Origin of the sequence: Streptomyces exfoliatus (assembly GCF_000725545.1) — a bacterium.
Lineage (GTDB): Bacteria > Actinomycetota > Actinomycetes > Streptomycetales > Streptomycetaceae > Streptomyces > Streptomyces exfoliatus.
Genome location: NZ_JNZP01000006.1, coordinates 169,936 through 195,175, shown reverse-complemented (window position 1 = coordinate 195,175; position 25,240 = coordinate 169,936). Strand labels below are relative to the sequence as shown.

Annotated in this window: 22 protein-coding genes; 10 read left to right on the top strand and 12 right to left on the bottom strand. The window is 74.4% G+C overall.

Annotation, left to right across the window (positions count from 1 at the left end; all coding sequences use genetic code 11):
* Nucleotides 1-53: 53 nt before the first annotated feature.
* The 5 genes from IO20_RS0109780 to IO20_RS0109760 all read left to right on the top strand — a co-directional run bounded on the left by IO20_RS0109780 (nt 54) and on the right by IO20_RS0109760 (nt 5,731).
* Nucleotides 54-344 (top strand): hypothetical protein, encoded by a 291-nt coding sequence (locus IO20_RS0109780; protein ID WP_030555864.1) that lies wholly within the window; start codon nt 54-56, stop codon nt 342-344.
* Between the two features lie 65 nt (nt 345-409).
* Nucleotides 410-1,483, top strand: a complete 1,074-nt coding sequence (locus tag IO20_RS36370) for a phosphatase PAP2 family protein (protein WP_030555865.1) — start codon at nt 410-412, stop codon at nt 1,481-1,483.
* Nucleotides 1,484-1,527: 44 nt separating this feature from the next.
* Complete coding sequence (locus tag IO20_RS0109770; RefSeq protein ID WP_030555866.1) at nt 1,528-3,753, top strand: NADP-dependent isocitrate dehydrogenase; 2,226 nt, start codon at nt 1,528-1,530, stop codon at nt 3,751-3,753.
* A gap of 94 nt (nt 3,754-3,847) precedes the next feature.
* Nucleotides 3,848-4,138, top strand: a complete 291-nt coding sequence (locus IO20_RS0109765) for a hypothetical protein (RefSeq protein ID WP_030555867.1) — start codon at nt 3,848-3,850, stop codon at nt 4,136-4,138.
* A 72-nt stretch (nt 4,139-4,210) separates the two neighbouring features.
* On the top strand, nt 4,211-5,731 hold the full coding sequence (locus IO20_RS0109760) for a sigma-70 family RNA polymerase sigma factor (protein ID WP_031127056.1): 1,521 nt from the start codon (nt 4,211-4,213) through the stop codon (nt 5,729-5,731).
* Between the two features lie 15 nt (nt 5,732-5,746).
* On the opposite strand, the gene IO20_RS38015 is transcribed toward IO20_RS0109760, so the two are convergent.
* The 4 genes from IO20_RS38015 to IO20_RS0109740 form a co-directional block, all read right to left on the bottom strand.
* Nucleotides 5,747-6,541, bottom strand: a complete 795-nt coding sequence (locus IO20_RS38015) for a CAP domain-containing protein (RefSeq protein WP_063761406.1) — start codon at nt 6,539-6,541, stop codon at nt 5,747-5,749.
* Nucleotides 6,542-6,736: 195 nt separating this feature from the next.
* Nucleotides 6,737-7,609 (bottom strand): universal stress protein, encoded by an 873-nt coding sequence (locus IO20_RS0109750; RefSeq protein WP_030550848.1) that lies wholly within the window; start codon nt 7,607-7,609, stop codon nt 6,737-6,739.
* A 122-nt stretch (nt 7,610-7,731) separates the two neighbouring features.
* Nucleotides 7,732-9,147 (bottom strand): acyl-CoA dehydrogenase family protein, encoded by a 1,416-nt coding sequence (locus IO20_RS0109745; RefSeq protein WP_030550847.1) that lies wholly within the window; start codon nt 9,145-9,147, stop codon nt 7,732-7,734.
* 166 nt (nt 9,148-9,313) lie between these two features.
* The gene (locus tag IO20_RS0109740; RefSeq protein ID WP_030550845.1) at nt 9,314-9,769 is read right to left on the bottom strand and encodes an RrF2 family transcriptional regulator; all 456 of its coding nucleotides are present in this window, start codon (nt 9,767-9,769) and stop codon (nt 9,314-9,316) included.
* A 389-nt stretch (nt 9,770-10,158) separates the two neighbouring features.
* On the opposite strand from IO20_RS0109740, the gene IO20_RS0109735 reads away from it, so the two are divergent.
* Complete coding sequence (locus IO20_RS0109735; protein WP_030550843.1) at nt 10,159-11,022, top strand: glutathione S-transferase C-terminal domain-containing protein; 864 nt, start codon at nt 10,159-10,161, stop codon at nt 11,020-11,022.
* Nucleotides 11,023-11,085: 63 nt separating this feature from the next.
* Here IO20_RS0109735 and IO20_RS0109730 read toward each other — a convergent pair whose 3' ends face one another.
* Complete coding sequence (locus IO20_RS0109730; protein ID WP_030550841.1) at nt 11,086-12,123, bottom strand: NAD-dependent epimerase/dehydratase family protein; 1,038 nt, start codon at nt 12,121-12,123, stop codon at nt 11,086-11,088.
* A gap of 164 nt (nt 12,124-12,287) precedes the next feature.
* Between IO20_RS0109730 and IO20_RS0109725 the strand changes: the two genes are divergently transcribed.
* A complete protein-coding gene (locus IO20_RS0109725) occupies nt 12,288-12,530 on the top strand; it encodes a DUF5133 domain-containing protein (protein WP_030550838.1) in 243 nt (80 codons plus the stop codon).
* 182 nt (nt 12,531-12,712) lie between these two features.
* Nucleotides 12,713-15,091, top strand: coding sequence for an ATP-binding cassette domain-containing protein (locus tag IO20_RS0109720; RefSeq protein ID WP_030550836.1), 2,379 nt, complete (start codon nt 12,713-12,715; stop codon nt 15,089-15,091).
* Nucleotides 15,092-15,160: 69 nt separating this feature from the next.
* Here the strand turns inward: IO20_RS0109720 and IO20_RS0109715 are convergent, their stop codons facing one another.
* Together IO20_RS0109715 and IO20_RS0109710 are read right to left on the bottom strand one after the other, a co-directional pair.
* Nucleotides 15,161-15,805, bottom strand: a complete 645-nt coding sequence (locus IO20_RS0109715; protein ID WP_051874509.1) for a DUF6058 family natural product biosynthesis protein — start codon at nt 15,803-15,805, stop codon at nt 15,161-15,163.
* A 194-nt stretch (nt 15,806-15,999) separates the two neighbouring features.
* Nucleotides 16,000-17,265, bottom strand: a complete 1,266-nt coding sequence (locus tag IO20_RS0109710) for a D-alanyl-D-alanine carboxypeptidase family protein (RefSeq protein ID WP_030550832.1) — start codon at nt 17,263-17,265, stop codon at nt 16,000-16,002.
* Nucleotides 17,266-17,714: 449 nt separating this feature from the next.
* Here IO20_RS0109710 and IO20_RS0109705 point away from each other — a divergent pair, with 449 nt between their 5' ends.
* The gene (locus IO20_RS0109705; protein ID WP_037635080.1) at nt 17,715-18,920 is read left to right on the top strand and encodes a cytochrome P450 family protein; all 1,206 of its coding nucleotides are present in this window, start codon (nt 17,715-17,717) and stop codon (nt 18,918-18,920) included.
* A gap of 47 nt (nt 18,921-18,967) precedes the next feature.
* On the opposite strand, the gene IO20_RS0109700 is transcribed toward IO20_RS0109705, so the two are convergent.
* The 5 genes from IO20_RS0109700 to IO20_RS0109680 all read right to left on the bottom strand — a co-directional run bounded on the left by IO20_RS0109700 (nt 18,968) and on the right by IO20_RS0109680 (nt 23,958).
* Entirely contained in the window at nt 18,968-19,213 is a 246-nt protein-coding gene (locus IO20_RS0109700; protein ID WP_030550828.1) for a hypothetical protein, read from the bottom strand.
* Nucleotides 19,214-19,275: 62 nt separating this feature from the next.
* Nucleotides 19,276-19,752, bottom strand: coding sequence for an NUDIX hydrolase (locus IO20_RS0109695; RefSeq protein WP_030550826.1), 477 nt, complete (start codon nt 19,750-19,752; stop codon nt 19,276-19,278).
* A gap of 80 nt (nt 19,753-19,832) precedes the next feature.
* Nucleotides 19,833-21,041, bottom strand: coding sequence for an FAD-dependent oxidoreductase (locus IO20_RS0109690; RefSeq protein WP_030550824.1), 1,209 nt, complete (start codon nt 21,039-21,041; stop codon nt 19,833-19,835).
* Nucleotides 21,038-22,459, bottom strand: a complete 1,422-nt coding sequence (locus IO20_RS0109685; RefSeq protein WP_030550822.1) for an FAD-dependent oxidoreductase — start codon at nt 22,457-22,459, stop codon at nt 21,038-21,040. Before IO20_RS0109685 ends, IO20_RS0109690 begins: the two co-directional genes overlap by 4 nt.
* The gene (locus tag IO20_RS0109680; protein WP_078946020.1) at nt 22,456-23,958 is read right to left on the bottom strand and encodes an FGGY family carbohydrate kinase; all 1,503 of its coding nucleotides are present in this window, start codon (nt 23,956-23,958) and stop codon (nt 22,456-22,458) included. Before IO20_RS0109680 ends, IO20_RS0109685 begins: the two co-directional genes overlap by 4 nt.
* Before the next feature lie 302 nt (nt 23,959-24,260).
* On the opposite strand from IO20_RS0109680, the gene IO20_RS0109675 reads away from it, so the two are divergent.
* Nucleotides 24,261-25,235: a hypothetical protein gene (locus tag IO20_RS0109675; RefSeq protein ID WP_030550818.1), complete on the top strand. Its 975-nt coding sequence runs from the start codon at nt 24,261-24,263 to the stop codon at nt 25,233-25,235.
* Nucleotides 25,236-25,240 lie beyond the last annotated feature (5 nt).

Sequence of the window (25,240 nt, the reverse complement as noted above, 5' to 3'; positions counted from 1 at the left end):
GTGGCATGATCGCGCCGCGTTCCGGCAGGGAGCCGGGAGGACAAGGGGCCACCATGGACTGGTACGTCGTCATACCCGGCGCGCTGGCGCTGCTTTTCGCGATCTCCGGTGTGGCGGCGCTGCGCACCGGCTGGATCGTGGCGTGGCAGCGGCGGCGCGTGTACCGGACGGCGCCGCACGGCTGGGGCCAGCTGGCGTTCGCGGCGGCGTTCGCGTTCCAGGCGGCCGGACAGCTCGCCGACGACCGGGCCGTGAGCACCGGCCTGGGTGTCGTCACCGTCCTGGCCCTCGTCTGCGGCCTCGTCCTCCTGGTCCTCGCCCAGCGCCCGCGCCAGGACCTCTGAGCCTCGGCGTGTCGTTCGGGTGCGTCCAGCGGGCGGGTCCGCCGGGTGTGGGTTCGAATCGGGGCATGGCTTCCTACGACAGGTACCGCGCGGGCGGCTCGCAGAGGCCGCTGGAGACCGGTGACACCTGGTGGTACGCCGCCGTGGCAGGTGAGGCGGCCGGCTCGTTCATCACCCGCGTCCGCACCCGGACCCGGCGTGCCTGCCTCGGGGCCGTCCTCGTCCTCACGGTCGTCTACGCGGGCCTCGTGCTCACCGCCACCGGCCGCCGCTGGGGCGACGCCGCCGTGACCGGCCGGCGCGCCGACACGGCCGCCGCCACCCTGCTCCGCGAGCACCCCTCACTCGCCGGGCTCACCACCGTCTCCCTGGTCGCCGGATGCGTCCTGCTGCTCGCCGTCGGCCTCATACGCAAGCGGTACGCGCTCACCGGGGCCGCCGCGGGAGCGGTCGTCACCGCGCTCGCCGTCACCGGACTGCTCCAGCGGTACGCGCCCCGCCCCCGGCTCCTCGACACCGGCGGTGCGCTCGTCCCGAGCGGCTTCCCCAGCGCCCAGACCACGCTCGCCCTGGGCATCGCCTTCGGCCTCACCCTCGTCGTCCCCTACCGGCTGCGCGGCCTCGCCGTCGGCGCCGGCACGCTCTGGGCCGTCGCCGTCGGCGCCCACACCATCGCGGCCGGCCGGCACCGGCCCGGTGACGTCATCGCCGCCGCCCTGGTCGTCCTCGCCGTCCACTGTGGCCTCCTCGCCTTCCTCGCCCGCAAGGGCAAGGTGCGTCCCGGCGCCCGGCGCGGAGCCGCCCTGCGCGGCCTCCCCGCGACGGTGCCCCTCGGCATCCTCGCCGCCGCCGGACTCGGCGCCGGGTTCTGGCTGCTCGGCGACACCCTCGCCCTGCCCGCCACCGCCCCCTACGACCCGGCCGAGCTGCGGCTCGCCCACCGCTGCGGCCAGGCGCTCGCCGCGGGCGTGACCGCCGCGACGGGACTGCTCCTGCTCGGACTGCTCCGCCGCGTCGAGCTGGACGGCGCCCCCAGCCCGTACCGCCTCGGCGGCCCCTTCGTGGAAGCCGCCGGAGCGCCCGGGGACGGCGAGCTCGTGGGCCCCTTTACCGAGGACCACGATCACGAGATATCTTGATGTCGAGCAATCTCGCATAGGCAGACGTGGAGCGGAGCACCCTGGTGACTGAGTCGACCATCATCTACACCCACACTGACGAGGCGCCCGCCCTGGCGACGTACTCGTTCCTGCCCGTGATCCAGGCGTATGCCTCGCAGGCCGGCGTTTCGGTCGAGACGCGGGACATCTCCCTCGCGGGCCGCATCATCGCCGTCTTCCCCGAGTACCTGGAAGAGGGCCAGCGCATCGCCGACGCCCTCGCCGAACTCGGCGCGCTGGCCAAGACCCCCGGCGCCAACATCATCAAGCTGCCGAACGTCTCGGCGTCCATCCCGCAGCTCAAGGCCGCCGTCGCCGAGCTCCAGGCGCAGGGCTACGCCCTCCCGGACTACCCGGACGACCCGAAGACGGACCAGGACAAGGACGTCCGCGCCCGCTACGACAAGATCAAGGGCTCGGCCGTCAACCCGGTCCTGCGCGAGGGCAACTCCGACCGCCGCGCCCCCGGCTCGGTCAAGAACTACGCCAAGGCCCACCCGCACCGCATGGGCGCCTGGACCCCCGAGTCGAAGACGAACGTCGCCACCATGAGCGACAACGACTTCGCCGCCACGGAGAAGTCCACCGTCATCGCCGCGGACGACACCCTCCGCTTCGAGTTCACCGCCGCCGACGGCACCACCAGCGAGCTCCGCGAGCCGCTGAAGGTCATCGCCGGCGAGGTCGTCGACGCCGCCGTCATGCGCGCCGCCGCCCTGCGCACCTTCCTCAGCGAGCAGGTCGCCCGCGCCAAGGCCGAGGACGTCCTCTTCTCCGTGCACCTCAAGGCCACGATGATGAAGGTCTCCGACCCGATCGTCTTCGGCCACGTCGTGCGCGCCTTCTTCCCGAACACCTTCGCCAAGTACGGCGAGGTGCTCGCCGCCGCCGGCCTGTCCCCGAACGACGGCCTCGGCACCGTCCTGAACGGCCTCGACGCCGTCCCGCACGGCCTGGGCGCCGAGATCAAGGCCTCCTTCGAGGCCGAGCTCGCCGAGGGCCCCGCCCTGGCGATGGTCGACTCCGACAAGGGCATCACCAACCTGCACGTGCCGTCCGACGTCATCGTCGACGCCTCGATGCCGGCCATGATCCGCACCTCCGGCCACATGTGGGGCCCGGACGGCCAGGAGGCCGACACCCTCGCCGTCCTCCCGGACCACAGCTACTCCGGCGTGTACCAGGTCGTCATCGACGACTGCCGCGCCCACGGCGCCTTCGACCCGTCGACCATGGGCTCCGTCCCGAACGTCGGCCTCATGGCGCAGAAGGCCGAGGAGTACGGCTCCCACGACAAGACCTTCGAGATCGCCCAGGCCGGCACCGTCCGCCTCGTCGACTCCGCGGGCAACGTCGTCCTGGAGCAGGAGGTCGCCGAGGGCGACATCTTCCGCGCCTGCCAGACCAAGGACCTGCCCATCCAGGACTGGGTCAAGCTCGCCGTCACCCGCGCCCGCGCCACCGGCTCCCCGGCCGTCTTCTGGCTCGACGAGAACCGCGCCCACGACGCCCAGCTGATCGCCAAGGTCAGGACGTACCTCGCCGAGCACGACACCGAGGGCCTGGACATCCGGATCCTGTCCCCGGTCGAGGCCACCAAGTTCTCCCTGGAGCGCATCCGCCGCGGCGAGGACACCATCTCGGTCACCGGCAACGTCCTGCGCGACTACCTGACCGACCTCTTCCCGATCCTGGAGCTGGGCACCAGCGCCAAGATGCTGTCGGTCGTCCCGCTGATGGCGGGCGGCGGCCTCTTCGAGACCGGCGCCGGCGGCTCCGCCCCGAAGCACGTCCAGCAGCTCGTCAAGGAGAACTACCTCCGCTGGGACAGCCTCGGCGAGTTCTTCGCCCTGGCCGCCAGCTTCGAGCACCTCGCGACCTCCACGGGCAACGCCCGCGCCCAGGTCCTCGCCGACACCCTCGACCGCGCCACCGGCACCTTCCTCAACGAGGACAAGTCGCCGACCCGTCGCCTCGGTGGTATCGACAACCGCGGCAGCCACTTCTACCTCGCCCTGTACTGGGCCCAGGAGCTGGCCGCCCAGACCGACGACGCGGAGCTGGCCAAGGCCTTCGCCCCGCTGGCCGAGACCCTCTCGACCAACGAGCAGAAGATCGTCGACGAGCTCAACGCCGTCCAGGGCTCCCCGGCCGAGATCGGCGGCTACTACCAGCCCGACCCGGCCAAGGCCGCGGCCGTGATGCGCCCGTCCGCCACCTTCAACCAGGCCGTCGCGTCCCTCGCCTGACCGGCGCGCGTACCGAACCGCCCCGGCCGGAACTCCTCCGGCCGGGGCGGTCCCGTCGGTGGCGCATCCGCCGTTCGGGTGTGAACCTGGATGGATGAGCTGGGCATCTTGGACGACCGCCGGTGTCTACACCGGGCGAGGTGGGGTGCTGACCGACGAGGCCGGCGCTCTCACGGGCGATGTGACCGTGCACACGACCTGGGCCGAGGGCGAAGCACGCGTGGCCGTGCAGTACAGCGGCGCGTCCGACTGGTTCACCATGTCGGGCAGTCCCGTTCCGTGCGCGACGGAGGAGGAGAGCCGAGATTTCCACGACGCCGTCGTGGAAGCCGTCCGGCAGGGCAACAGGGCCACGGTCCCGTCCGTGCCCGTACCACCGGTGTGAAAGTGTTATCCCTCTCCCGCCCACGGGTCTCCTGACGACGGGGACCCGGAGCAGGGACGAGGGAGCAGATCCATGCACAGCGACGAGCGCCGCACCACCGCACTGGTGGAGGCGGCCAGGGCCGGTGACGCGCACGCCAGGGACGCACTGGTACGCGCGTACCTGCCCCTCGTCCACAACATCGTCGGCCGGGCCCTCGACGGCCACGCCGACACCGACGACATCGTCCAGGAGACGATGGTCCGCGCCCTGGACGGCCTGACCGGTCTCCGGGACCCGGCACGCTTCCGCTCCTGGCTCGTCGCCATCGCCATGAACGGGATACGGCGCCGCTGGCGCGAACGCCAGCAGGCACCCGTGCCCGGCCTCGACCACGCCGCGGACCTCGCCGATCCGGACGGCGACTTCACCGAGGTCACCATCCTCCGGCTCGGCCTCTCAGGACAGCGCCGCGACGTGGCCCGCGCCACCCGCTGGCTCGACGAGGACGACCGCGAACTCCTCGCCCTGTGGTGGCTGGAGGCTGCGGGGGAACTGACCCGCGCCGAACTCGCCGAGGGCCTCGGCGGGATCTCCCCGCAGCACGCCGCCGTCCGCGTCCAGCGGATGAAGGAACGCCTCGAAACCGGCCGGGCCGTCGTCCGCGCCCTCGACGCCCTGCCGATGTGCCCCGCCCTCGCCGAGACCGTCACGGCCTGGGACGGCCGCCCCTCCCCGCTCTGGCGCAAGCGCGTCGCCCGCCATCTGCGGACCTGCGCAGCCTGCACCGCCCGCGTGACGGGCCGCCGCGGCCTCGCCCCCGTCGAGGGTCTCCTCGTCGGCATCGGCCTGGTACCCCCGCTCGCCGTCGCCTTCGGGAACGGCGACGTCCTCGAACCGGTCTCCCTCGCGGCCGGGAACGGCGACGCCCTCGCGGCCGGGGGCGGCGAAGGGCCCGGACCCGTCGCCATCGAGACCCCAGCCCGCGCGACACCGCTCCGCCGCGCCGGGATCACCGGAGCGGCGGTCCTCGTCGTACTCGGCGCGGCCGCCCTCCTCGTACCGGAGGAACCGCACACCCGCTTGACGCCCGCCGCGCCGGCCGCCGCCCCACCCGCGACCCGCACCCCGGCACCCACGACCCCCGCACCGGCCGCCACCGTCGCCGCGCCCGCCCCCACGACCACCCCGCCGGCGCCCCGCCGCACCGCCCGCCCCACTCCGCCGCCGACCGCCGAGGAACGCCTCACCAAACTGGTCAACCGGCTCCGGACGCAGGCAGGTTGCGCGCCGCTGCGGATCGACCCGCGCCTCACCGAGGCGGCCCGCGGATACGCCCGCGACATGGCGGCGCGTGGCTACTACGGCCACGCCAGCCCGGAGGGCGACTTCGCGGACGCCCGGATCACCGCCGCCGGCTACGACTGGAGCGCCTGGGCCGAGAACCTGGACCGCGGCAGGTCCGACCCGGCGTCCGTCGTCGACGACTGGAGGGACGGCGCGCAGCACGAGGAGAACATGCTCGACTGCCGCTACCGCGACACCGGAGTGGCCTCCGCGCCGGGCCCCGACGGCACGGTCTGGGTGCAGAAGCTGGCCGCTCCCGCCTCCTGAGCACCGGCCGGGCGCTCAACGTCTGGCGCCGAAGTCCTGCACCCACCAAGGGCCGTTGGCCGTGAGGGCCACCCCGACGCCGGTGTCCTCGAAGGAGCAGTTGAGGATGTTCGCCCGGTGACCGGGGCTCTCCATCCAGTCCTCCACCGTCCTGGCGGGGGTCGTCGTCCCGCGGTGGATGTTCTCCCCCCAGGTCGACCACGTGTACCCGGCGCCGCTCATCCGGTCGCCCGCGTCACGGCCCTCCGGGCTGGCGTGGCCGTAGTAGTCCCGGGCGGACATGTCGTCGGCGTGCCCCTGGGCGGCGGCCCGCAGGTGCTTCTCGGCGCGGAGCGGCCCGCAACCGGCCTGCTCCCGTTCGGCGTTGACGAGGGCGAGGACGTCCTTGACGTATCGGGCGGCCTTTCCCGCGGGGGCCTGCGCGGCCAGTTGCTCCCGCCGCTGTTCCTGCGGCCGCACGGCCTGTCGCGCCGGCGGGCGCTCGGGCTCGGACTTCGGTTCCGTCTCCGGTTCCGCGACGGTGGGGGTGACGGCGCCGGAACCGGTCGCGGCCGTGGTGCCGGTGGAGGTCGGGGAGGCCACGTACAGCCCGGTCGCGACCGTCAGGGCGGCGGCCGTCGTTCCGACGGTGAGGACGGCGGCGCGGAACGAGGGGCGGCGGAGCCGGAGGCGCCGTGCCACGCGGCCTCTGCGGTGCCGGCCGTTCGTACGCGCCGCCGGGTCGGAGTGGCCGCCACGCTCGGCGGGCTCCTCCCGCGGCGCGTCGTGGTCCGGGACGTGGGGGTGACCGTGACGGTCGTGGTGCCGCATGGAGCTCCGCTCTCTCGCCGTGGCCGCCGGACGGGCCGGCGCTGGGGAGAGCCACCGGGGCGACGGCGGTAACTCTTTCCGGCCCCGGCCGCCCCGACACTCCTCGTCAACGTGACGCGTCAACGTGACGCGTCACGTTGACGCGTCGACCGCGCGTGTCGACCGACGAGACCGTTCGGGTCTCCACGAACCCTTTCAGCCCTGGGGCACGACCGCCACCGGACAGGGCGCGAGGTGCAGCGCCGCGTGCGCCACGGAGCCGATCCTCGGCCCGACGGCCCCTCGCTTGGCCCGCCGGCCGACCACCAGGAGCTGGGCGGCCCCCGAGGCGGAGAGGAGCACCTGGCCCGCGCTGCCCAGCTCGACGTGCTCGGTGACCGGCACGTCCGGGTAGCGCTCGCGCCAGGGCGCGAGGGCGTCGCTCAGGGCCTTCTCCTCGTACGGGACGAGCCCGCCGGCGTCGTCGGCGAGCCGCATCGAGAGCGGGCTGTACGCGAACAGCGGCGGCAGGCTCCAGGCGCGTACGGCCCGGACGGAGGCCCCGCGCGCGGCGGCCGTCTCGAAGGCGAAGCCCAGCGCTGCGGCGCTGTCCTCCGGGCTGCCGAGCTGCCCGACGAGCACGTGTCCGGTGGGGGGTTCGGCCGGCTCGCCGTCGCGGGACCTGACGGCCACCACCGGGCGGGTGGCCCCGGCGATGATCTGCTGCCCGTACGAACCGAGCAGGAATCCGGTGACCGCGCCGTGCCCGCGCGAGCCGATGACGAGCATCTCGGCGTGTTCCTCGGTGCTCAGGAGCGCGGCGACCGGCGTGTCGCCGATGACCTCGGCCGAGAGCGCGAGTCCCGGGTAGCGGCCGGCGATGGTGGCCTCGGCCTCCCGCACGACCGCGTCCGCGACGTGATCCTGGTCGGCGCGGTCCTGGACCAGGGGGAGGTCCAGCGGTTCCCAGCGCCAGGCGTGCGCGAGCCGTAGCGGGAGACCCCGGTGCAGGGCCTCGCGGGCGGCCCAGTCGGCCGCCGCCAGGCTCTCGGGGGAGCCGTCCACTCCTGCGACGATCTCACGACTCATCAGACTTCCTCCGTGGGTGAGGTGTCGGGCCCTCCGGTGGGGCGGGCCCCTCTCCTCCCAGCTTGGGCCATTCGGCGGGCCGATGAGAGGGCCGGAGGTCCCGACATGCCGGTCCGCCCGGTTCAGACCGGCAGCGTGAGCCGCGCGTGGGTGCCGTTCAGGTAGTGGTCCCCGATGTCACGGAGCCGGTGGGCCGCCCGTGTGGGCGCGGTGAGCGCGCGGGCGTTGCGCCAGAAGCGGTCGAATCCCGGGCCGCCGGCGTGCGTGTCGGCGCCCGCCGTACCGTCGACGAGTTCGAGGACGCGGGTGGTGATGTGGACGGCCGCCCGGCCGGTGACGGTCTCTGCCGCCGCCACCAGGACGGCGATGTCGGCCCGTTCCTCCACGCCGAGCGACGCTCCGGCGAGCAGACCGTGGGCGAGGGCGTCCGTCGCCCGCTCCACCACCGCGGCGGCGGCGTGCGCCGCCGTCGCCAGCTCCCCGTAGGCGAGGAGCAGGTACGGATCGTCCCCCGCCCCGGTCGGCAGGGGGCCGTCCGCGTCCGGCAGTCCTCCGCGACGGCCGGCCGGGTGGCCTCCCGGTGCCGGTCCCGCCTGGCCGGCCCGGCTGATGTCCCGGGCCTCCGCGAGCGCCCCCTCGGCGATGCCGAGCCCGACCTGCACGAGGAGCAGACGCAGGGCGAGCGGGGCGAGGGTGGTGAAGGGGGCGACGTCGTGCTCGTCGTGGGGGAGGGCGCCGAGGACGTCCTCGGGCGGTACCGCGACCCGGTCGAAGGTGACGGTGCCCGCGCCCGCGAGGCGCTGCCCGACCCGGTCCGGCGCTGCGGACGTGAACACCCCGGGCCCTGCCGGGTCCACCAGGACGACGAGCAGGTCGCCCGTGCCGCCGGGGCGGGCGCCGACGACGAGCCGGTCCGCGACGGTCACCGCGGAGGAGAAGGTGCGGCTCCCTTCGAGGAACCACCCGCCGCCGGAGGCGGCGGGGGCCAGGGTCAGGCCGGGTCCGGCCTCGTTGCGCGGCGGTTCGACGCCGCCGGCGAGCAGCCAGTGCTCCTCGGCCGTACGGACGTCGAGCGCGGGTCCCGCCGCGGGCGCGGAGGGTGCGGTGCCGGTTCCTCCGGTCCCGCGGCGGCCGGCGGCCGGCTCCGGCGCGGGGGCGAAGAAGCGGCTGCTCCAGGACAGCGCGTAGTGGTGCGCGAGGAGTTCGCCCACCGAGCTGTCGGCGGCGGAGATCTCCCGTACGACCGCACACGCGGCCCCCCAGTCGGCGCCCCGCCGGTTCGGGCCGGGCGCCGTGAGGAGGGCGGGCAGGCCGGCCTCCTGGAGCCGGGCGACCTCGTCGAACGGGGCCTTGCCGGCCCGGTCCCTGGCGAGGGCGTCGACGGCGAGGTCGTCGGCGAGTTCTCGGGTGACGCGGGGCCAGATCTCGTCGTCGGCGCGGCGTGCGGGGCCGTCGGAGGGCGGGGCGCCCCGCCCTCCGACCGGTGCGGAGGTGGTGCGTGTCGCGGGTCTCTTCGGCGATTTCCTCGGCGTGCTCACGTCACCTCACATGATCCCTAGTATTCCCACTGGAATAGTAGGGATAGTGGCAGAGGTGTTCGCCGGGTCCCAAGGGGCGTCCAATGGGTGGACGTGCTCGTCTTGCTCTCTGAGATCACGTCAGGGTTCCCGCAGCCTCGCGGGGTTGACCACGGGGGCCGGTGGCTCAGGGGTTGGTCCAGGACTCCGGGTCGTCCGCGAGCGCGACGATCCCGGCCGGCAGCTGTGCCGCCGCCACCTCCGCGAGCGAGACCCCGAGCACCTCGCGGACACCGGCCCTCAGGGCGATCCACAACGTGAGCAGCGACTCGGCGGGGCCGGTGTACGACAGGTCCGGCGGCCGCTCCCCGCGGACCGAGACCAGGGGGCCGTCCACGCAGCGTATGACGTCCGCGACCGAGATCGACTCCGCCGGCCTGGCCAGCCAGTAGCCGCCGTTGCCGCCCCGCTGGCTCTGCACCAGACCGCCCTTGCGCATGTCCCCGAGGATGCCCTCGAGGAACTTGTGCGAGATGCCCTGGCCCTCGGCGATGGCCTCGGCCTTCAGCGGCCCCGCGTCCTGGGCGGCGGCGAGCTGGAGGGCGGCACGCACCGCGTAGTCGGCCCTGGCTGAAATGCGCATGGGCGCATTATCCCGTACGGCCCACCACGAGATCGCCCGTACCGCACCCTTGACGCCGCCGGAGACCGGTCGGACACTCAGGACGGGAATCCGAGCGAACAGGTAGGGAACCATGGTGCGCAGCGGCCGGCGGAACACCTCACCCGCCGCACCCCTCCCGCGCTCCCTGCCCCTTACCTCCCGCCGCCACATCGATCTGCTGCGGGTCTGCAGCGCCGCGAGTCGCCGCTCACACCCGGGCGTCCGTACCACTCGCTGAGACGCCTGTCCGTCTCTCCTCGCCGTACCCCTGCTGCCTCCGGGCCCCGCGCCCCGACCCGCCGTCGCACCGCCGCGACCGGGCTCCGCGCGCCGCCCGACCCGGCACCGCGCGCCATCAAGGGAGAAGCATGTCCGTCGTCCCGTCCTCGCTCCTGCCCGCCTCCGCCGTGCCCGTCTTCCGCGGCCGGATCGGCCGCGACGAGCACAGCGGCCACTACGCCGTGCCGCACCGCTACCGCCTCCATGTCGCACCGTCCGACCCAGGCTGTCTGAGCATCGCGCTCACCCACGGCCTCCTCGGACTCGACGACACGCTCCCGCTCACCGTCCTGCCCGGCACCCCCGACACGCCCGACGGCGGGTACGCCGCGCTCCGCCCGCTCTACGAGGCGAGCGCCCACCTCTACGACGGCCCGGCCGCCGCGCCCGTCCTCAGCGACGGGTGGACCGGAAGGATCGTCAGCACCCACGTCCCCGACATCCTCAGGGACCTCGCCCTCCGCTTCCGCGGCGAAGGGCCCGAGCTGCTGCCCGAGGAACACCGGGACGACATCGAGGCGATAGCGGACCTGTGCGAGCGGAGCGTCAACAGGGCGGCCCAGCGGGCCGGAGAGCTCGGGCTCGACGGCGACGCGGCCCACCGCGACCCGCTCGACGTCCTCTTCGCGGCCCTCGGCTCCCTGGAACGCCGCCTCGCCCGTCACCCGTACGTGCTCGGCGAGACGCCGACCGCCGCCGACGTGCACGTCTGGGTCACCCTGGTCCAGCTCGACACCGTGCACCGCTGGCACCTGGACGCCACGGCCATGGACCGGGTCGCCGGGTACGGCTCCCTGTGGGCGTACGCCCGGCGGATGGCCGCCCGCCCGGAGTTCGCCCGCCGCCTCGACATCGACGCGGTCCTACGGCGCCACCGTGCCCACTGCCGCGGCCGCGAGGCCGCGGGCGCGGCGATCCGGCTCGTCGACTGGCCGACCGCCACCGCTCCCTGACGGGCCGTCCCGTCGGCGCGGGCGACTCCACCGGGCTCCACGGGCAGCCGGCCGCCTATCGGGTCAGCCGACGCGGTGGCCCGCCAGGGGAGCCGTGTCGTCGCCCGCACCCGCGCGGACTCCGCGCAGGAACGCTTCCAGGGCGTCCAGGGAACTGTGCGACGGCTCCCATTCCAGCTCGCGCCGCGCCCGCTCCGTCGCCAGGAGCGGGATGTGCCGCACCGCGTCGAAGAGCCCGGGCGAGGCCGGGGCGAGCCGCAGGTGCCAGGCCGCCGACAGGGCGCCCCGCACCGCGCCCGCGGGGACCCGTACCGGCCGGGCCCCGAAGAGCTCGCCCAGGGTCGCCGCGTCGAGCGCCGGCTCGGCGGCCAGGTTGAACGGCCCCCGGACGTCCCGGAGCAGCGCCCGCCGATAGGCGTCGGCGGCGTCCTCCGTGTGCATGACCTGGATCCGCAGACCGTCGAACTCCGGCATCAGCGGGAGGAGTTCGGGCCGCATCAGCGTGCCGGGGAAGAAGCGCCCCGCGAAGATCCGCCGCTGCTCGCTCGCCGACTCCTCCTTCAAGAGGAAGGCCGGACGCATCCGGACCACCCGGGTCGTGGGATGGTCCCGCTCGAAGGTGTCGAGGACCCGTTCCAGATACGCCTTCTCCCGGGTGTACGCGGCGCCCGGCCAGCCGTGCGTCGGCCACGCCTCGGACACCGGCGCGCCGCCCGGCGGGCCGGGGGAGTAAGCCCCCACCGAGGAGGCGTGCACCAGGACCGGCACGCGCGCCGCCGCGACCGCGTCGAAGACGCGCACCGAGCCCAGCACGTTCGACCGCCAGGTCTCCACCGGGTCATGGGTCGGCTGGAACCGCCAGGCCAGGTGCACGACGGCGTCCGCGTCGGCGACATGCCGCGCGAGCAGGGGCTCGTCGCCCTCCCGTGAGAGGTCGACCTCGGCCCACTCGACCCCTGGGAGGTCGAGGCCCGGCCGGCGGCGGGCGAGTCCCAGGACCGAGCCGACGCGCGGCTCGTCCGCCAGGACCCGGACCAGACTCGTGCCCACGTTGCCGGTGGCGCCGGTGACGACCACCCGCGAAATCGCCTTCGGGTTCATGTCTTCGACCCTCCGCCATGGGCGGCGGAAGCGCACCCCGGGCGGTGCTCGGGACCGCCGGGCCGGAGGCCGCTCCCCAGAGTTGTCACGCTTCGTGTCCGTGCGGGTCGCGAGGGTCGTCGACGACCGGGATTATGAAGCGACTCACCAGCCAGGAGGACACCATGCTGCTGCCCGACAGGAACACGGTCGACCGGCTGCTCCGGCACTACCGCGCCCAGGAGCGGACCGTGCTCGCCAGGCCGTGCGACCTGTCGGCGCGGCGGCGCTTCGAGGACACGGCGTACACCCTGTGCGTCCTGATGGGAGAACGCACCGCCCGAGAGGCCGTCCAGGCCGCCGAGCGCCATGTGGCGGGCGGTCGCCCCGGATCCCGGCACACCCTGGAGGGCCTGCCGGGGGCCTGAACCCCGCCGACGGCGATCAGGATCGCGGACGACGATCAGGACCGACGATCAGGATTTGAGAAGCGTCGGCGACCGGCCGCCGCTAGCGTGACTGCCATGGACACCGCGAGCGGTCGACAGTGGACCCGACACCTCGCGCACGTCCGTGATTCAGCCCGTGAGCGACCGCTGGAGAGAAGACGATGAGCAAGGCCCCCAAGGACGAGCAGCCGCCGCATCCGGCGGACCGGCACGACCTGATCCGTGTGCACGGCGCGCGCGAGAACAACCTCAAGGACATCAGCATCGAGATACCCAAGCGCCGGCTCACGGTGTTCACGGGCGTCTCCGGCTCGGGCAAGAGCTCCCTCGTCTTCGACACGATCGCCGCGGAGTCGCAGCGGCTGATCAACGAGACGTACAGCGCCTTCGTGCAGGGCTTCATGCCGACCCTGTCCCGGCCCGAGGTCGACGTACTCGACGGCCTGACCACGGCGATCATCGTCGACCAGCAGCGGATGGGAGCCGACCCCCGCTCCACCGTGGGCACCGCCACCGACGCCAACGCGATGCTGCGCATCCTCTTCAGCCGCCTCGGCAAGCCCCACATCGGCCCGCCCAGCGCGTACGCCTTCAACGTCCCCTCGGTCAAGGCGAGCGGCGCGATCACCGTCGAGGTCGGCAACAAGAAGGCCGTCAAGGCCACCTTCAACCGCACCGGCGGCATGTGCCCGAACTGCGAGGGCCGGGGCAGCGTCTCCGACATCGACCTCACGCAGCTCTACGACGACTCCAAGTCGCTCGCCGAGGGTGCGCTCACCATCCCCGGCTACACGACGGGCGGCTGGAACTACCGCCTCTACACCGAGTCGGGCCTCGTCGACGCCGACAAGCCGATCCGCAAGTACACCAAGAAGGAACTCCACGCCTTCCTCCACCACGAGCCCACCCGCATGAAGATCGCGGGCATCAACATGACGTACGAAGGGCTGATCCCACGGATCCAGAAGTCGTTCCTGGCCAAGGACAAGGAGGGGATGCAGCCGCACATCCGGGCCTTCGTCGAGCGGGCGGTCACCTTCACCACCTGTCCCGAATGCGACGGCACCCGCCTCGCCGAAGGAGCCAGGGCGTCGAAGATCAAGCGGATCAGCATCGCCGACGCCTGCGCGATGCAGATCAGTGACCTCGCCGCCTGGGTCCGCGGGATCAAGGACCCGTCGGTGGCGCCGCTGCTCACGGCGCTCCAGCTGACCCTCGACTCGTTCGTGGAGATCGGCCTCGGCTATCTCTCCCTCGACCGGCCGGCGGGCACGCTGTCCGGCGGCGAGGCCCAGCGCGTCAAGATGATCCGGCACCTCGGCTCCTCGCTCACCGACGTCACCTACGTCTTCGACGAGCCCACCGTCGGACTGCACCCGCACGACATCCAGCGGATGAACGACCTGCTGCTGCAGCTGCGCGACAAGGGCAACACGGTGCTCGTCGTCGAGCACAAGCCGGAGACGATCGCGATCGCCGACCACGTCGTCGACCTCGGCCCCGGAGCCGGTACCGCGGGCGGCACCGTCTGCTACGAGGGCACACTCGACGGGCTGCGGGCCGCGGACACCGTCACCGGCCGCCACCTCGACGACCGGGCCGCCGTCAAGGACGCGGTCCGGAAGCCGACCGGCGTCCTGGAGATCCGGGGCGCGTCGACGCACAACCTGCGGGACGTCGACGTCGACATCCCGCTCGGAGTCCTCGCCGTCGTCACCGGGGTCGCCGGCTCCGGCAAGAGCTCCCTCGTACACGGTTCGATCCCCAAGGGCGAGGAGGTCGTGTCCGTCGACCAGAGCCCGATCCGCGGCTCGCGCCGCAGCAACCCGGCGACGTACACCGGACTGCTCGACCCGATCCGGAAGGCGTTCGCGAAGGTCAACGGCGTGAAGCCCGCGCTGTTCAGCGCCAACTCCGAGGGCGCCTGCCCCACGTGCAACGGCGCGGGCGTCATCTACAGCGACCTCGGGATGATGGCCGGCGTCTCCTCCACGTGCGAGGACTGCGAGGGCAAGCGGTTCCAGCCGTCCGTGCTCGCCTACCTCCTCGGCGGCCGCGACATCAGCGAGGTGCTCGCGATGTCCGTGACCGAGGCGGAGGAGTTCTTCGGCTCCGGCGAGGCGGCCACCCCGGCCGCGCAGCGCATCCTCGCCCGGCTCGCCGACGTCGGCCTCGGCTACCTCAGCCTCGGCCAGCCGCTGACCACGTTGTCCGGCGGCGAGCGCCAGCGGCTCAAGCTGGCCACGCACATGGGCGACAAGGGCGGTGTCTACATCCTCGACGAGCCCACGACCGGTCTGCACCTCGCCGACGTGGAGCAGCTGCTCGGACTGCTCGACCGGCTCGTGGACGCGGGGAAGTCGGTCATCGTCGTCGAGCACCACCAGGCGGTCATGGCCCACGCAGACTGGATCATCGACCTCGGTCCCGGCGCGGGCCACGACGGCGGCCGGATCGTCTTCGAGGGAACCCCCGCGGACCTCGTCGCGGCCCGCTCGACCCTCACCGGCGAACACCTCGCGGAGTACGTCGGCGCCTGACCGGCCCCCGACTCCCACGGCGCCCCCGGTGGCTTCGGCCGCCGGGGGCGCCGTCCGCCTCCCGGCCCCTCAGCGAGGTGGACGGGACGGGGCGGCGGCAGGTGGGAAGAGCGCCCGGGGCGCGTCCACACAGGTGTCCCGCGAGACGGGCCCGCCGAAGCGGAGCCGGTCGTACGCCGTGAAGGCCGGCTCCAGGGCGTCGAGCGCGTCCACGCGCGCGTGGAGGGCGGCCCGCCACTCCGGCGAGGGGTCGGCGCCGGCCGCCGCGAGGCTCGCGGTGATCTCCGCCGTCAACCGCTCCTTCGTGAGGATGTTCTCCGGCGTGACCGCGTGCAGACAGACGTACCGGCCGCTCAGGTACGCCGCCCACTCCGCCGCCCCCTGCGCCGGGTCCTCCCAGTGGTCGGTGAACCACGCCTGCAACCGGTCCACCCCGCCCGCCGCGCCGGCGAGGGCGAACAGATCGCGCGGGACCATCTCGGCGCCGTCCGACCGCAGATAGCCGGGCAGCGGCAGCAGCCCCGCGAGCATCAGCCGCCGGACCTCGTCGGGGTCCTCGCCGTGATCGGCGCACAGCGTGTCCAGCGGGACGAACTGGGCGGTGACGTACGCGTCGTCGGCCTCCGTCATCGGATGGTCGCCGTTCACCTCGCGGAACCGCTCGGCGAGCAGCAGGGACGTCGAACGCGTCACCGGCGCCACGTCCGCCGGCATCCCGGCCGTCGGCACCCGGCCGCCCTTCGGCGTACCGTCGTCCGCCGTCAGCGTGCGGTCCGTCATCACGTCACTCCCCGGGTAGGCCGCCCGGGCCGCTCCCGGACGGAGTTCCCGCAGACTAGAAGCCGGACCGTGCGGCGCCCGCCGAACCGTCGTCGGCACGACCCGGTGGACGCCACCCCGGTGCGGGGTCAGGCGCGCCGGGCCGTTCTGCGCCGCCACCCCCACAGGGCGACCGCGGCGGCGCACGCCGAGCCCACCAGAGTCAGCGGCAGGCCGGCCGACGGGCCCGCGGGCTCCTCCTCCGGGGACCTCCTGCCCGGAGCGGACGCCGCCTCCGCACCGGCCAGGGGCGCCCGGCCGTCGGCCCCGGCGCCGCCGTCACGGGTCGCCGTCACGGCCCGCGCCTCCCCGGGCTCCTTCGCCTTCGCCCGTACCGGCAGCAGGGAGCCGACCGGCTGCACCCGTCCCGCCGCCTCGAAGCCCCAGTCGAGGAGCTCCCTGGCCTCCTCGTAGACGGCGAGCCCGCCGCCGCCCTGCGGGTTCATCACCGAGACGACCAGGGTCCGGTCGCCGCGCCGGGCGGCGGAGATGAGCGTGTTGCCCGCGTTGCTCGTGTAGCCGTTCTTGATCCCGATGAGCCCCGGATAGCGGGCCACGCCGTCCGCTCCCGTCAGGAGCCTGTTGGTGTTGGCGATGCCGTACGACCAGGAGCCCGCGGGAAAGTCCGCGTACGCCGTCGAGCAGTAGCGCGTGAACTCCGGGTCCTGGAGCCCGGCCCTGCCGAACACCGCCAGGTCGTACGCGGAGGACACCTGCCCCGGGGCGTCGTAACCGTCGGGGGACACCACATGGGTGTCGAGGGCGCCCAGGGACCTGGCCTTCTCCTGCATCTGCCGGGCCATCGACTCCCAGCCGCCGTTCATCGCGGCGAGCACGTGCACCGCGTCGTTCCCTGAACTGAGGAACACGCCGTTCCACAGGTCCGAGACCTTGTACGTGTACCCCTCCTTCACCCCCACCAGGCTGCTGCCGTCCCCGATCCCGGTCAGCTCGGAATCGGCCACGGTGTGCTGCGTGGACGGGTCGTGACGGGGCAGTGCGGTGAGGGCGAACAACGCCTTGAGGGTGCTGGCCGGCGGCAGCTTCCGGTGCGCGTTCCGCGCGGCGAGCACCGCGCCCGAGGACGCGTCCGCCACCACCCACGACAGCGCGGACACCGAGGGCACCGCGGGCGCGCCCGCCAACGGCTGCACCTGGGTGCCCTTCCGGGCGAGCCGGGCCCGGTCGACGTACTGCCGCGCGGGCGGCGTGGGCTCCCCGACGGAGGAGGACCGCGCCGTGGTGAGGGACTGGGCCGAGGTGACGGGGGACGCCGTGGCCACCGGAACGGGCAGCACGAACAGCACCGCCGCGGTACCGGCGGCGGCATGACGGACAGCTGACGTGACGATCATTCAGCCACCGTAGGAAGGAGGCGCGGGACACGCAGATCGGAGTGCGCCGACCGGCGTAGCGGCCGTGGCGTACGGCGGCGCGTCGTGAGCCGCCCGGGTGGTACGGCCTCCGTCCGAGGGACGACGGCCCTCGCGCATCGCCCGCATCGCCCGCACCATTCTCCGAGCGCGTCCCCGGGACCGGTCGGCGCGTGCGACGCCCACGGCAACCGCGCCCGCCCGGAACGGGGTTGACCGTAAGATCTGACCGCCCGCGTACACCACGCATTCCACGGCCCCACGCATTCCACGGCCCCACGCATTCCACGGCCCCACGCATTCCACGGCCCCACGCATTCCACGGCCCCACGGGACCGAGCGCCACCGCCCCCGCCGCCTCCCCGCAGTCAGGAGTTCCCGCCGTGAGCACACCGCCGCACAGCGCCGCCACCGGCCGGCCGCCGCACCGGATGGACCCGGCGGGCGGCTGCCCGCACGCGCGGAACGCCCGGCTGCTCGCCGAGGGCGCCGTCGCACCCGTGATCCTGCCCGGAGAGATCGAGGGCATGGCGGTGCTCGGCCACGACGCCCTGCGCGACTTCCTCTCCCACCCCGACGTCGCCAAGGGCGCCCAGCACTTCACCGCCCTCACCGAGGGCCGCATACCCAACGGCTGGCCGCTACGGACCTTCGCCACCGTCCCCGGCATGACCACCGCCGACGGCGCCGACCACCGGCGGCTGCGCGCCCTCGTCAGCAGCGCCTTCACCGCCCGCCGCGTCGAGGCGCTCCGCCCGCGCGTCGAGGCGGTCACGGCCGCCCTCCTCGACGGACTCGCCGAGGCAGCCCGGAGCGGGGACGGTGTCGCCGATCTGCGCCGGCAGTACGCGCTTCCGCTGCCCCTCGGCGTCATCTGCGAACTCCTCGGCGTCGACCCCGCGCACCAGGACCGGCTGCACCACCTCTCCAGCCTGGTCGTCGCCACCGACACCGAGCCCGCGCGGGCCGTCGCCGCCAACCGCGAACTCCTCGGACTCCTCGCCGCCATCGCCGGCGACAAGGCCGCCGCCCCCGGCGACGACCTCACCAGCGCCCTCATCGCCGCCCGGGACGAGGACGGCGACCGGCTCAGCGAGCCCGAGCTGATCGGCACCCTGCTCCTGCTGATCATCGCGGGCCACGAGACCACCCTGAACCTCGTCACCAACGCGGTCCGGGCGCTCTGCGCCCACCGCGACCAGCTCGCCCTGGTCACCGAGGGCCGCGCCGACTGGGCGGACGTGGTGGAGGAGACCCTCCGCTGGGACAGCCCGGTCAGCTACTTCCCGTTCCGCTACCCCACCCGCGACCTCACCGTCGACGGCACCCTCATCCCCCGGGGCACCCCCGTCCTGGCCGGCTACTCGGCGGCTGGCCGGGACACGAAGGCCCACGGCCCGGACGCCGACCGCTTCGACCTCACCCGCGCCGGAGCGGTGAAGCACCTGTCGCTCGGCCACGGCCCCCACTACTGCCTGGGCGCCCCGCTCGCCCGGATGGAGGCCGCCGTCGCCCTGGAAGCGCTCTTCACCCGCTTCCCGGACCTGGATCTGGCGGTCCCGGAGTCCGAGCTGCCCCGCCACTCCGGCTTCGTCGGCAACAGCGTCCGCACGCTCCCGGTCCGGCCGGGCGGCTGACGGCCGCCGGCCAGGCTGACGGCAGCCGGCCCGCGGGGGTCCCGGCCTCAACCGGCGTGCCCCCAGGCGGTCGCGGGCGAGGTCCGCAGGGCCGAGACGAGCCGCAGCAGCCGGTCCTCGTTCCCCGCGAGACCGGCCGCGCGCAGCGCCTCGTCCGCCTCGGCCATCGGATTCGTGAGCATCACCCCCGCGTACGGGGCGAGCTGTGGATCGGTCAGCACGGCCTGGGTGGATTCGAGCAGCCGCAGGTACGCCTGGGCGGCCGCGCGCTCGCTGGCGGTGATCGTGGTCATGTCGGGCTCCCTCTCGACAGTTCGGCGCTGACCACCCTCTCGTACGGGTCTGACAATCGTGCTCAGCCCCGGCCGTCCAGGTGCTCCACCAGCCGTTCGAGGAAGACCCGCTGCCCCGCGACGAGCAGGGGAGCGGCCGCCTCGGGGGTGAACCAGCCCACCCGGTCGATCTCGGGGAACTCGGCCTGGACGCCCGACCGGGGCGGCCACTCCATGGTGAAGGTGCCGGGCACGACCGCCGCCGTGTCGAGAGTGCCCTCGACGGCCCAGATGGTCACCAGCTTTCCGTTGCGCTGCCGGGACTCGCCGAGGTCGAACCACGCGCCGTCCGGGGCCGGAAGGCCGAGTTCCTCCAGGAACTCGCGGCGTGCCGCCGCCTCCGGGTCCTCGTCAGGCTCGTACTCCCCCTTGGGGATCGACCAGGCGGCCTGCTCGCGAGAGGCCCAGAAGGGCCCGCCCATATGGCCGATGAGGACCTCGACACCGCCGCCCGGCGTACGGCGGAACACCAGGAGGCCTGCGCTGCGTTTGTCCGGCATGCCGCCCAGTGTGGCCGAAGGGCCTTCCGGCCGCAGCCGCGCACAACCGGCTCCGAGCGCCCCCGGTGCACGCCTCCGCCTCATTCCGCCGCGCTGATCACCACCGGGCCGCCCGCCGGATCCACACCGGTCGTCCAGCGGGGTGGCAGCCGTAGCGAACGCCCGGGCGCCGGCGACCCGCCCAGTCGTTCCCGGCGCAGCGGGACGCCGTCCTGAGCGACGGTCAGGACGGGACGGACGAGCCGGCGCTCCGGACGGACGAGGAGCGGGACGGCCTCCGGGCCGAGGAGCGCGGGCGACACCCACCGCAGCGGCCCCTCCGTCTTTACCGGCACCCGGCGCAGGGGCCAGGGCCGTCCCGCCAGCCGTTCGAGCACGGCCACCGCCGCCGCCCGCCCCTCCGCGGCGGCCGCCTGGGCCGGCTCCACCCCGCGCAGGAGGTTGCCGGCCGCGAAGACACCGGGCTCGGCGGTGCGGAAGGCGCCGTCCGTCGCGGGCCCCCGCGTGCCCGGGGCGAGCGGCAGCCCGCGGGCGCGGGCGAGTTCGTGGTCGGGGATCCAGTCGCCGGTGAAGACCACGGTGTCGCACCGCAGCGTGGCCGTGCGGCCGTCCTCGCCCCGGATCGCGACCCCGGACGGACGGCCGCGCCCGACGACCTCCGTCACCACCGTGCCGCCCAGCACCGGAACGGACCCGAAGGCGCCCCGCCGCACCCGGAGTTCGCTGACGACCGCGGCCACCTCCACCCCCGCCGCGCGCAGGGAGCGCACGGCGCCACGGGTCACGGGCTCGTCGCCGCCGACGACCACCGCCCGCCGCCCGATGTACTCCGCGCGGGGACCGAACCGCAGCACCGTCCGCTGCAGTTCGCCCGTGGTCAGCACCCCTGCGGGCCGTGAACCCGGCACGAGCCGCGCGCTGCGCGGCCGTTCGCGCGCCCCGGTGGCCAGGACCACCGCGCGGGCCCGGACGCGTTCGAGCCCGGTCGGGGCCGTGACGTCGAGGGTGAGGGGCCCCGCCCAGCCCGTGACCGACACTCCGGTACGGACGGTGGCCCCCGCCCGTAGCGCCGCCCGCACCGCGCGCCGCGCGTAGGCCGGGCCGTCCAGCGGCCGGCCCAGGGCGTCCGCCCCGAACCCGGGCCCGGCGCAGTGCCGCGGCGCCCCGCCCGCGGCCCGCTCCCGTTCCAGTACCTCGACACGGCCCGCGCCCGCGGCCGCGAGCCGGGCCGCCGCGGCGAGCCCGGCGGGTCCCGCGCCGACCACGAGCACGTCGACCGTACGGTTCACCGGGCGCCCTCCCCGTACTCCTCGACCATGGCCCGCACCTCGGCGCCGCAGTCCTGACCCTGGCACCGGCCGCCACGCGCGCGCGTGCGCCGCCGCAACCCGTCGAGGCCTCCGGGCGGGATCGTCGAGGTGAGCGCGGACCGGATCTCGCCCCGGGTGACCCGCTCGCAGTGGCAGACGATCGAGCCGAAGTCCGGCTCGCGGGCGATGAGCCGGGCGTCGCGGTACGGGCGGTCGGAGGCCTCGCCGAGGTTCGGCATCCGGATCCGGGCGAGCGGCCGTTCGGGACCCGGATCGAGTCCGCAGTCGGCGAGCAGCCCGCGTACGTGCTCGGCGATGGCCAGGGAGGCGGTGAGTCCGGTGGAACGGATCCCGCCCACCGTCACGTACCGGAGCGCCGGATGGGCGGCGATCCGGTAGTCCTCCTGCCCGGTGGCGGCCCGCAGGCCCGCGTAGACGGCCGTGACCTCCTCGTCGAGGAGGGCGGGCAGGATCCGGCCGCCCTGCTCCCGGAGCCCGGCGAGTCCCTCCGCCGTGGTGCCGGTGGCGGTCTTGTCCTCCAGGTCCTCTGCGGTGGGCCCGAGCAGGACGTTCCCGTACACCGTCGGCGTGATGAGCACCCCCTTGCCGAGGGGGCCCGGCACGGGCAGCAGGATGTGCCGGACCAGGTCGCGGGCGAACTTGTCGAAGACGAGCAGCTGGCCACGGCGCGGAGTGACGGTGAAGTCCTCGCGGCCGAGCAGCGCGTCGAAGGCGTCGGCGTGGAGGCCGCAGGCGTTGACGAGGTGGCGGGTCCGCAGCTCCCCGCGCCGGGTGACGAGCCGGTGGTACGGGTCGCCCGGACGCACCTTCTCCACCCGGCAGTTCAGGTGCAGGTCCACCCCGGAGCGGACGGCCTGGGTCGCGTACGCGAGGGTGGTCGTCCACGGGCAGATCACCGCCTCGCCCGGTACTTCGAGCGCGGCCCGCGCGCCGGGACCCAGATGCGGTTCGCGTACGCGGAGTTCCACGGCGGACAGGAGCCGCGTCGTGCGGTGTCCGTTGCGCTCTGCCTTCTCCGCGAGCCGGGGGAGGGCCGCCTGCTGCCGCTCGTCCCAGGCGACGAGGAGGGCACCGAGCGGTTCGAGCGGGATGCCGACCTCCCCCGCGTACGCGGAGAGGAGCCGGTGTCCCTCGCGGACGAGCCGGGCCTCCAGGGTGCCGGGCGTGGCGTCGAAACCGGTGTGCAGAATCGCCGTGTTGGCCTTGGAGGTGCCGTCGCCGACGTCGTCCGCGGCCTCCACGAGTGCGACCCGCAGCGGATGGCGGGCCAGCGTACGGGCGATGGCGCAGCCGACGACGCCCGCGCCGACGACCACCACGTCGTACGTCGAGGCGTCGGCGCCCGGGGGCAGGGGACCCGTGCGGGTGACGGTCATGCGGGGCCGGGGCCGGGGCCGGGGCCGGAGGCAGTGGCAGGGGCGCCTTGGGGTTCGGAAGCCGCCGCGCGGTCGACGAGCGCCGCCACCTCGGCACGGAACCGGGCGAGGCGCGCGGCGGCCTCGTCGGCCGGGATCCGGGGCTCGTACACGGCTGCGGGCTTCCACTCCGGTACGGCCTCGCTCGGCGTGAGCCCCGGCTCGTGTCCCAGCCGGGCCACCGCGCCCACGCCGAGCGCTGTCGCGTCCGGCGACGAGGAGACCTCGACGGGTAGTTGCAGCAGATCCGCCTGCGTCTGCATGAGCAGCGCGGACCGGGTGAGGCCGCCGTCGGCGCGCAGCGAGGTGAGGGGCGCCCCCCGGTCCGCCGCGACGGCCCCGGCGAGTTCGACGACCTGCGCGGCGATGCCCTCGCAGAGGGCGCGGACCAGGTGACCGGGGGTGGTGTCCAGACCGAGGCCGGTGAGCGAGCCGCGCACATCGCCCCGCCACCAGGGCGCGGCGAGCCCCGCGAGCGCGGGGACGAAGGTGACGCCGCCGCTGTCCGGCACCGCGCCGCCGACCGGGTCGATCGCCTCCGCCCCCGCGAGGACACCGAGGTCGGTGAGCCAGCGCACGGCCGACGCCACCGTGTACACCTGACCGTCCAGGCAGTGGGCGACCTGACCGCCGAGCCGCCAGGCGACACAGCTGACCAGGCCGGAGGCGGCCCGCCGCGGTTCGGGACCGGTCTGCGCGAGGAGGAAGGCTCCCGTGCCGTACGTGCACTTGGCGGCGGCCGGGTCGTCGGCGCTCTGGGCGAGCAGCGCCGCCTGCTGGTCGACCAGGAGGCCGGTGAGCGGCAGCGGCGGGCCGAAGGCGCTCGTGGTGCCGACCGGCGTGTCGCAGTCCACGACCCGGGGGAGCCGCTCGCCGCCGAGGCCGTACAGGTCGAGGGCGGTCTCCGACCAGGCGACCGTGTCGAGGTCGAGGAGTCCGGTCCGTCCGGCGGTCGCCGCGTCCGTGACGAAGGCGCCGGTGAGCCGGTGGACGAGCCAGGCGTCGCTGGTGGTGACGACACCGGCGCCGGTGGCGTGGCGGCGGATCCAGGCCATCTTCGGCGCGGCGAAGTAGGGGTCGAGCGGCAGGCCCGTCAGGTGCCTCAACCGCTCGGCGTGGGCGCCGAGTCCGGCGCAGACGGAGGCCGCCCTGCGGTCCTGCCACACGAGTGCGTCGGTGAGCGGCGCACCGGTGGCGGGATCCCAGGCGAGGACGGTCTCGCCCTGGTTGGCGAGACCCACCGCCACCACCGGCGTGCCCGCCTCGGCGAGCGCGGCCCGCCCCGCGGCGACCACGGAGTCGTACAGCTCACGCGGGTCGACCTCGACCAGGCCGCCCGGCAGGTGGCGTGGCCGGACGGGGGCCGTCCCGCTGCCGATGACTCCGCGCTCCGGACACAGGACGAGGGCCTTGGTGCCCGAGGTGCCCTGGTCGACGGCGAGTACCGGGCCGCCCGTCATCGCACTGCTCCTGTTCCTGGACCGACGGTGACCGGCCGGTCACCGAAAAGGGTCAGGGTGCCGCCGTCGGCGCCCTTCGTCAACCCTCGGCCGATGACCCCGTCAGGTCGGGCCAACACCACTGACAGCGAGTCAAATCCGGTCTCTGGCCTAATAGTTGCGGCAAGAAAAGAAAGTGGACCGGTCGCATCCAGAGCCCTCTATAGTGATCGCCGATCAACGGCAGGGACGCCCGCCGGGGGACTGACCACCCCCTCCATCGACCGAGGACCCATGACATCCACACCACGTACCACCCCCTGATGGCCGGACACGGCTTCCGCCCCGTCTACCACCCCGCGGGCCACGACCACGCCCTGCGCAACGCCGTCCAGGACTTACGCACCGGCCGCTGGGTGGCCATGGAACGGCTGCTCGGTGAGACGGCGGACTGGGACAACTGGACCCGGCGCACCCAGGTCCTCGCCACCGTCGCCGCCGGCACCGACGTCGTCCACACCTGGCGCGCCGAGCAGCCCGGGAGCCCCGCCGCCGCCGTCATGCACAGCCGCGTCGCCGTCGAACGGGCCGTACGCGCCCACCGGTCCGGCCACGCCCGGACCCGCGAACTCTGGCAGGAGTCCTGGACCGCCTGCCGGGAGGCCGCCGACCTGGCCCCCGACGACCCCGTGCCCTGGGTGGGCCTGATCGCCCTCGCCGCCCTCGACGGACGTCAGCGCATGGCCGAGCACCGGCTCTCCCCGCCCGCCCCCATGCTGCCGCCCGGCCCCTGGGGCCTGCTCGCCGAGGCGGAGAAGCGCGACCCGCACAACCGCGAGGCGCACCACCGCATGCTGCAGTTCGTCTACGCCCGGCGCCCCGGCCCGCTCTCCGAGGCCGTCAACTACTCCCACTGGGCGGCGTCCACGGCCCCCGTCGGATCCGCCCTGCACGTCCTCCCGCTCTACGTCCGCGTGGAGCGCTACCGGCGCGAGCGCGGCCACGAGCGCGCCCTCGACCTGCACTGGGTCGCCGAGGACGCGGTACGAGAGGCCCGGCGGGCCCTCGACACCTGGTTCCTCTACTGCGCCACCGACGAGGCCTCCCTGCTCGACCTCAACCACCTGGCGCACGCCCTCTTCGGCGCCCTCCGCTTCACCGACGCGGCCCGGGTCTTCGAGGCGCTCGGCCCGTACTACACGACGCTTCCGTGGGCGTACCGGACCCCCCATCCGGACGACCGGACCCACGCCGAGGACGTCTTCCTGCGCGCCCGCGCCCGCTGTCTCGGCGACTGACCGGG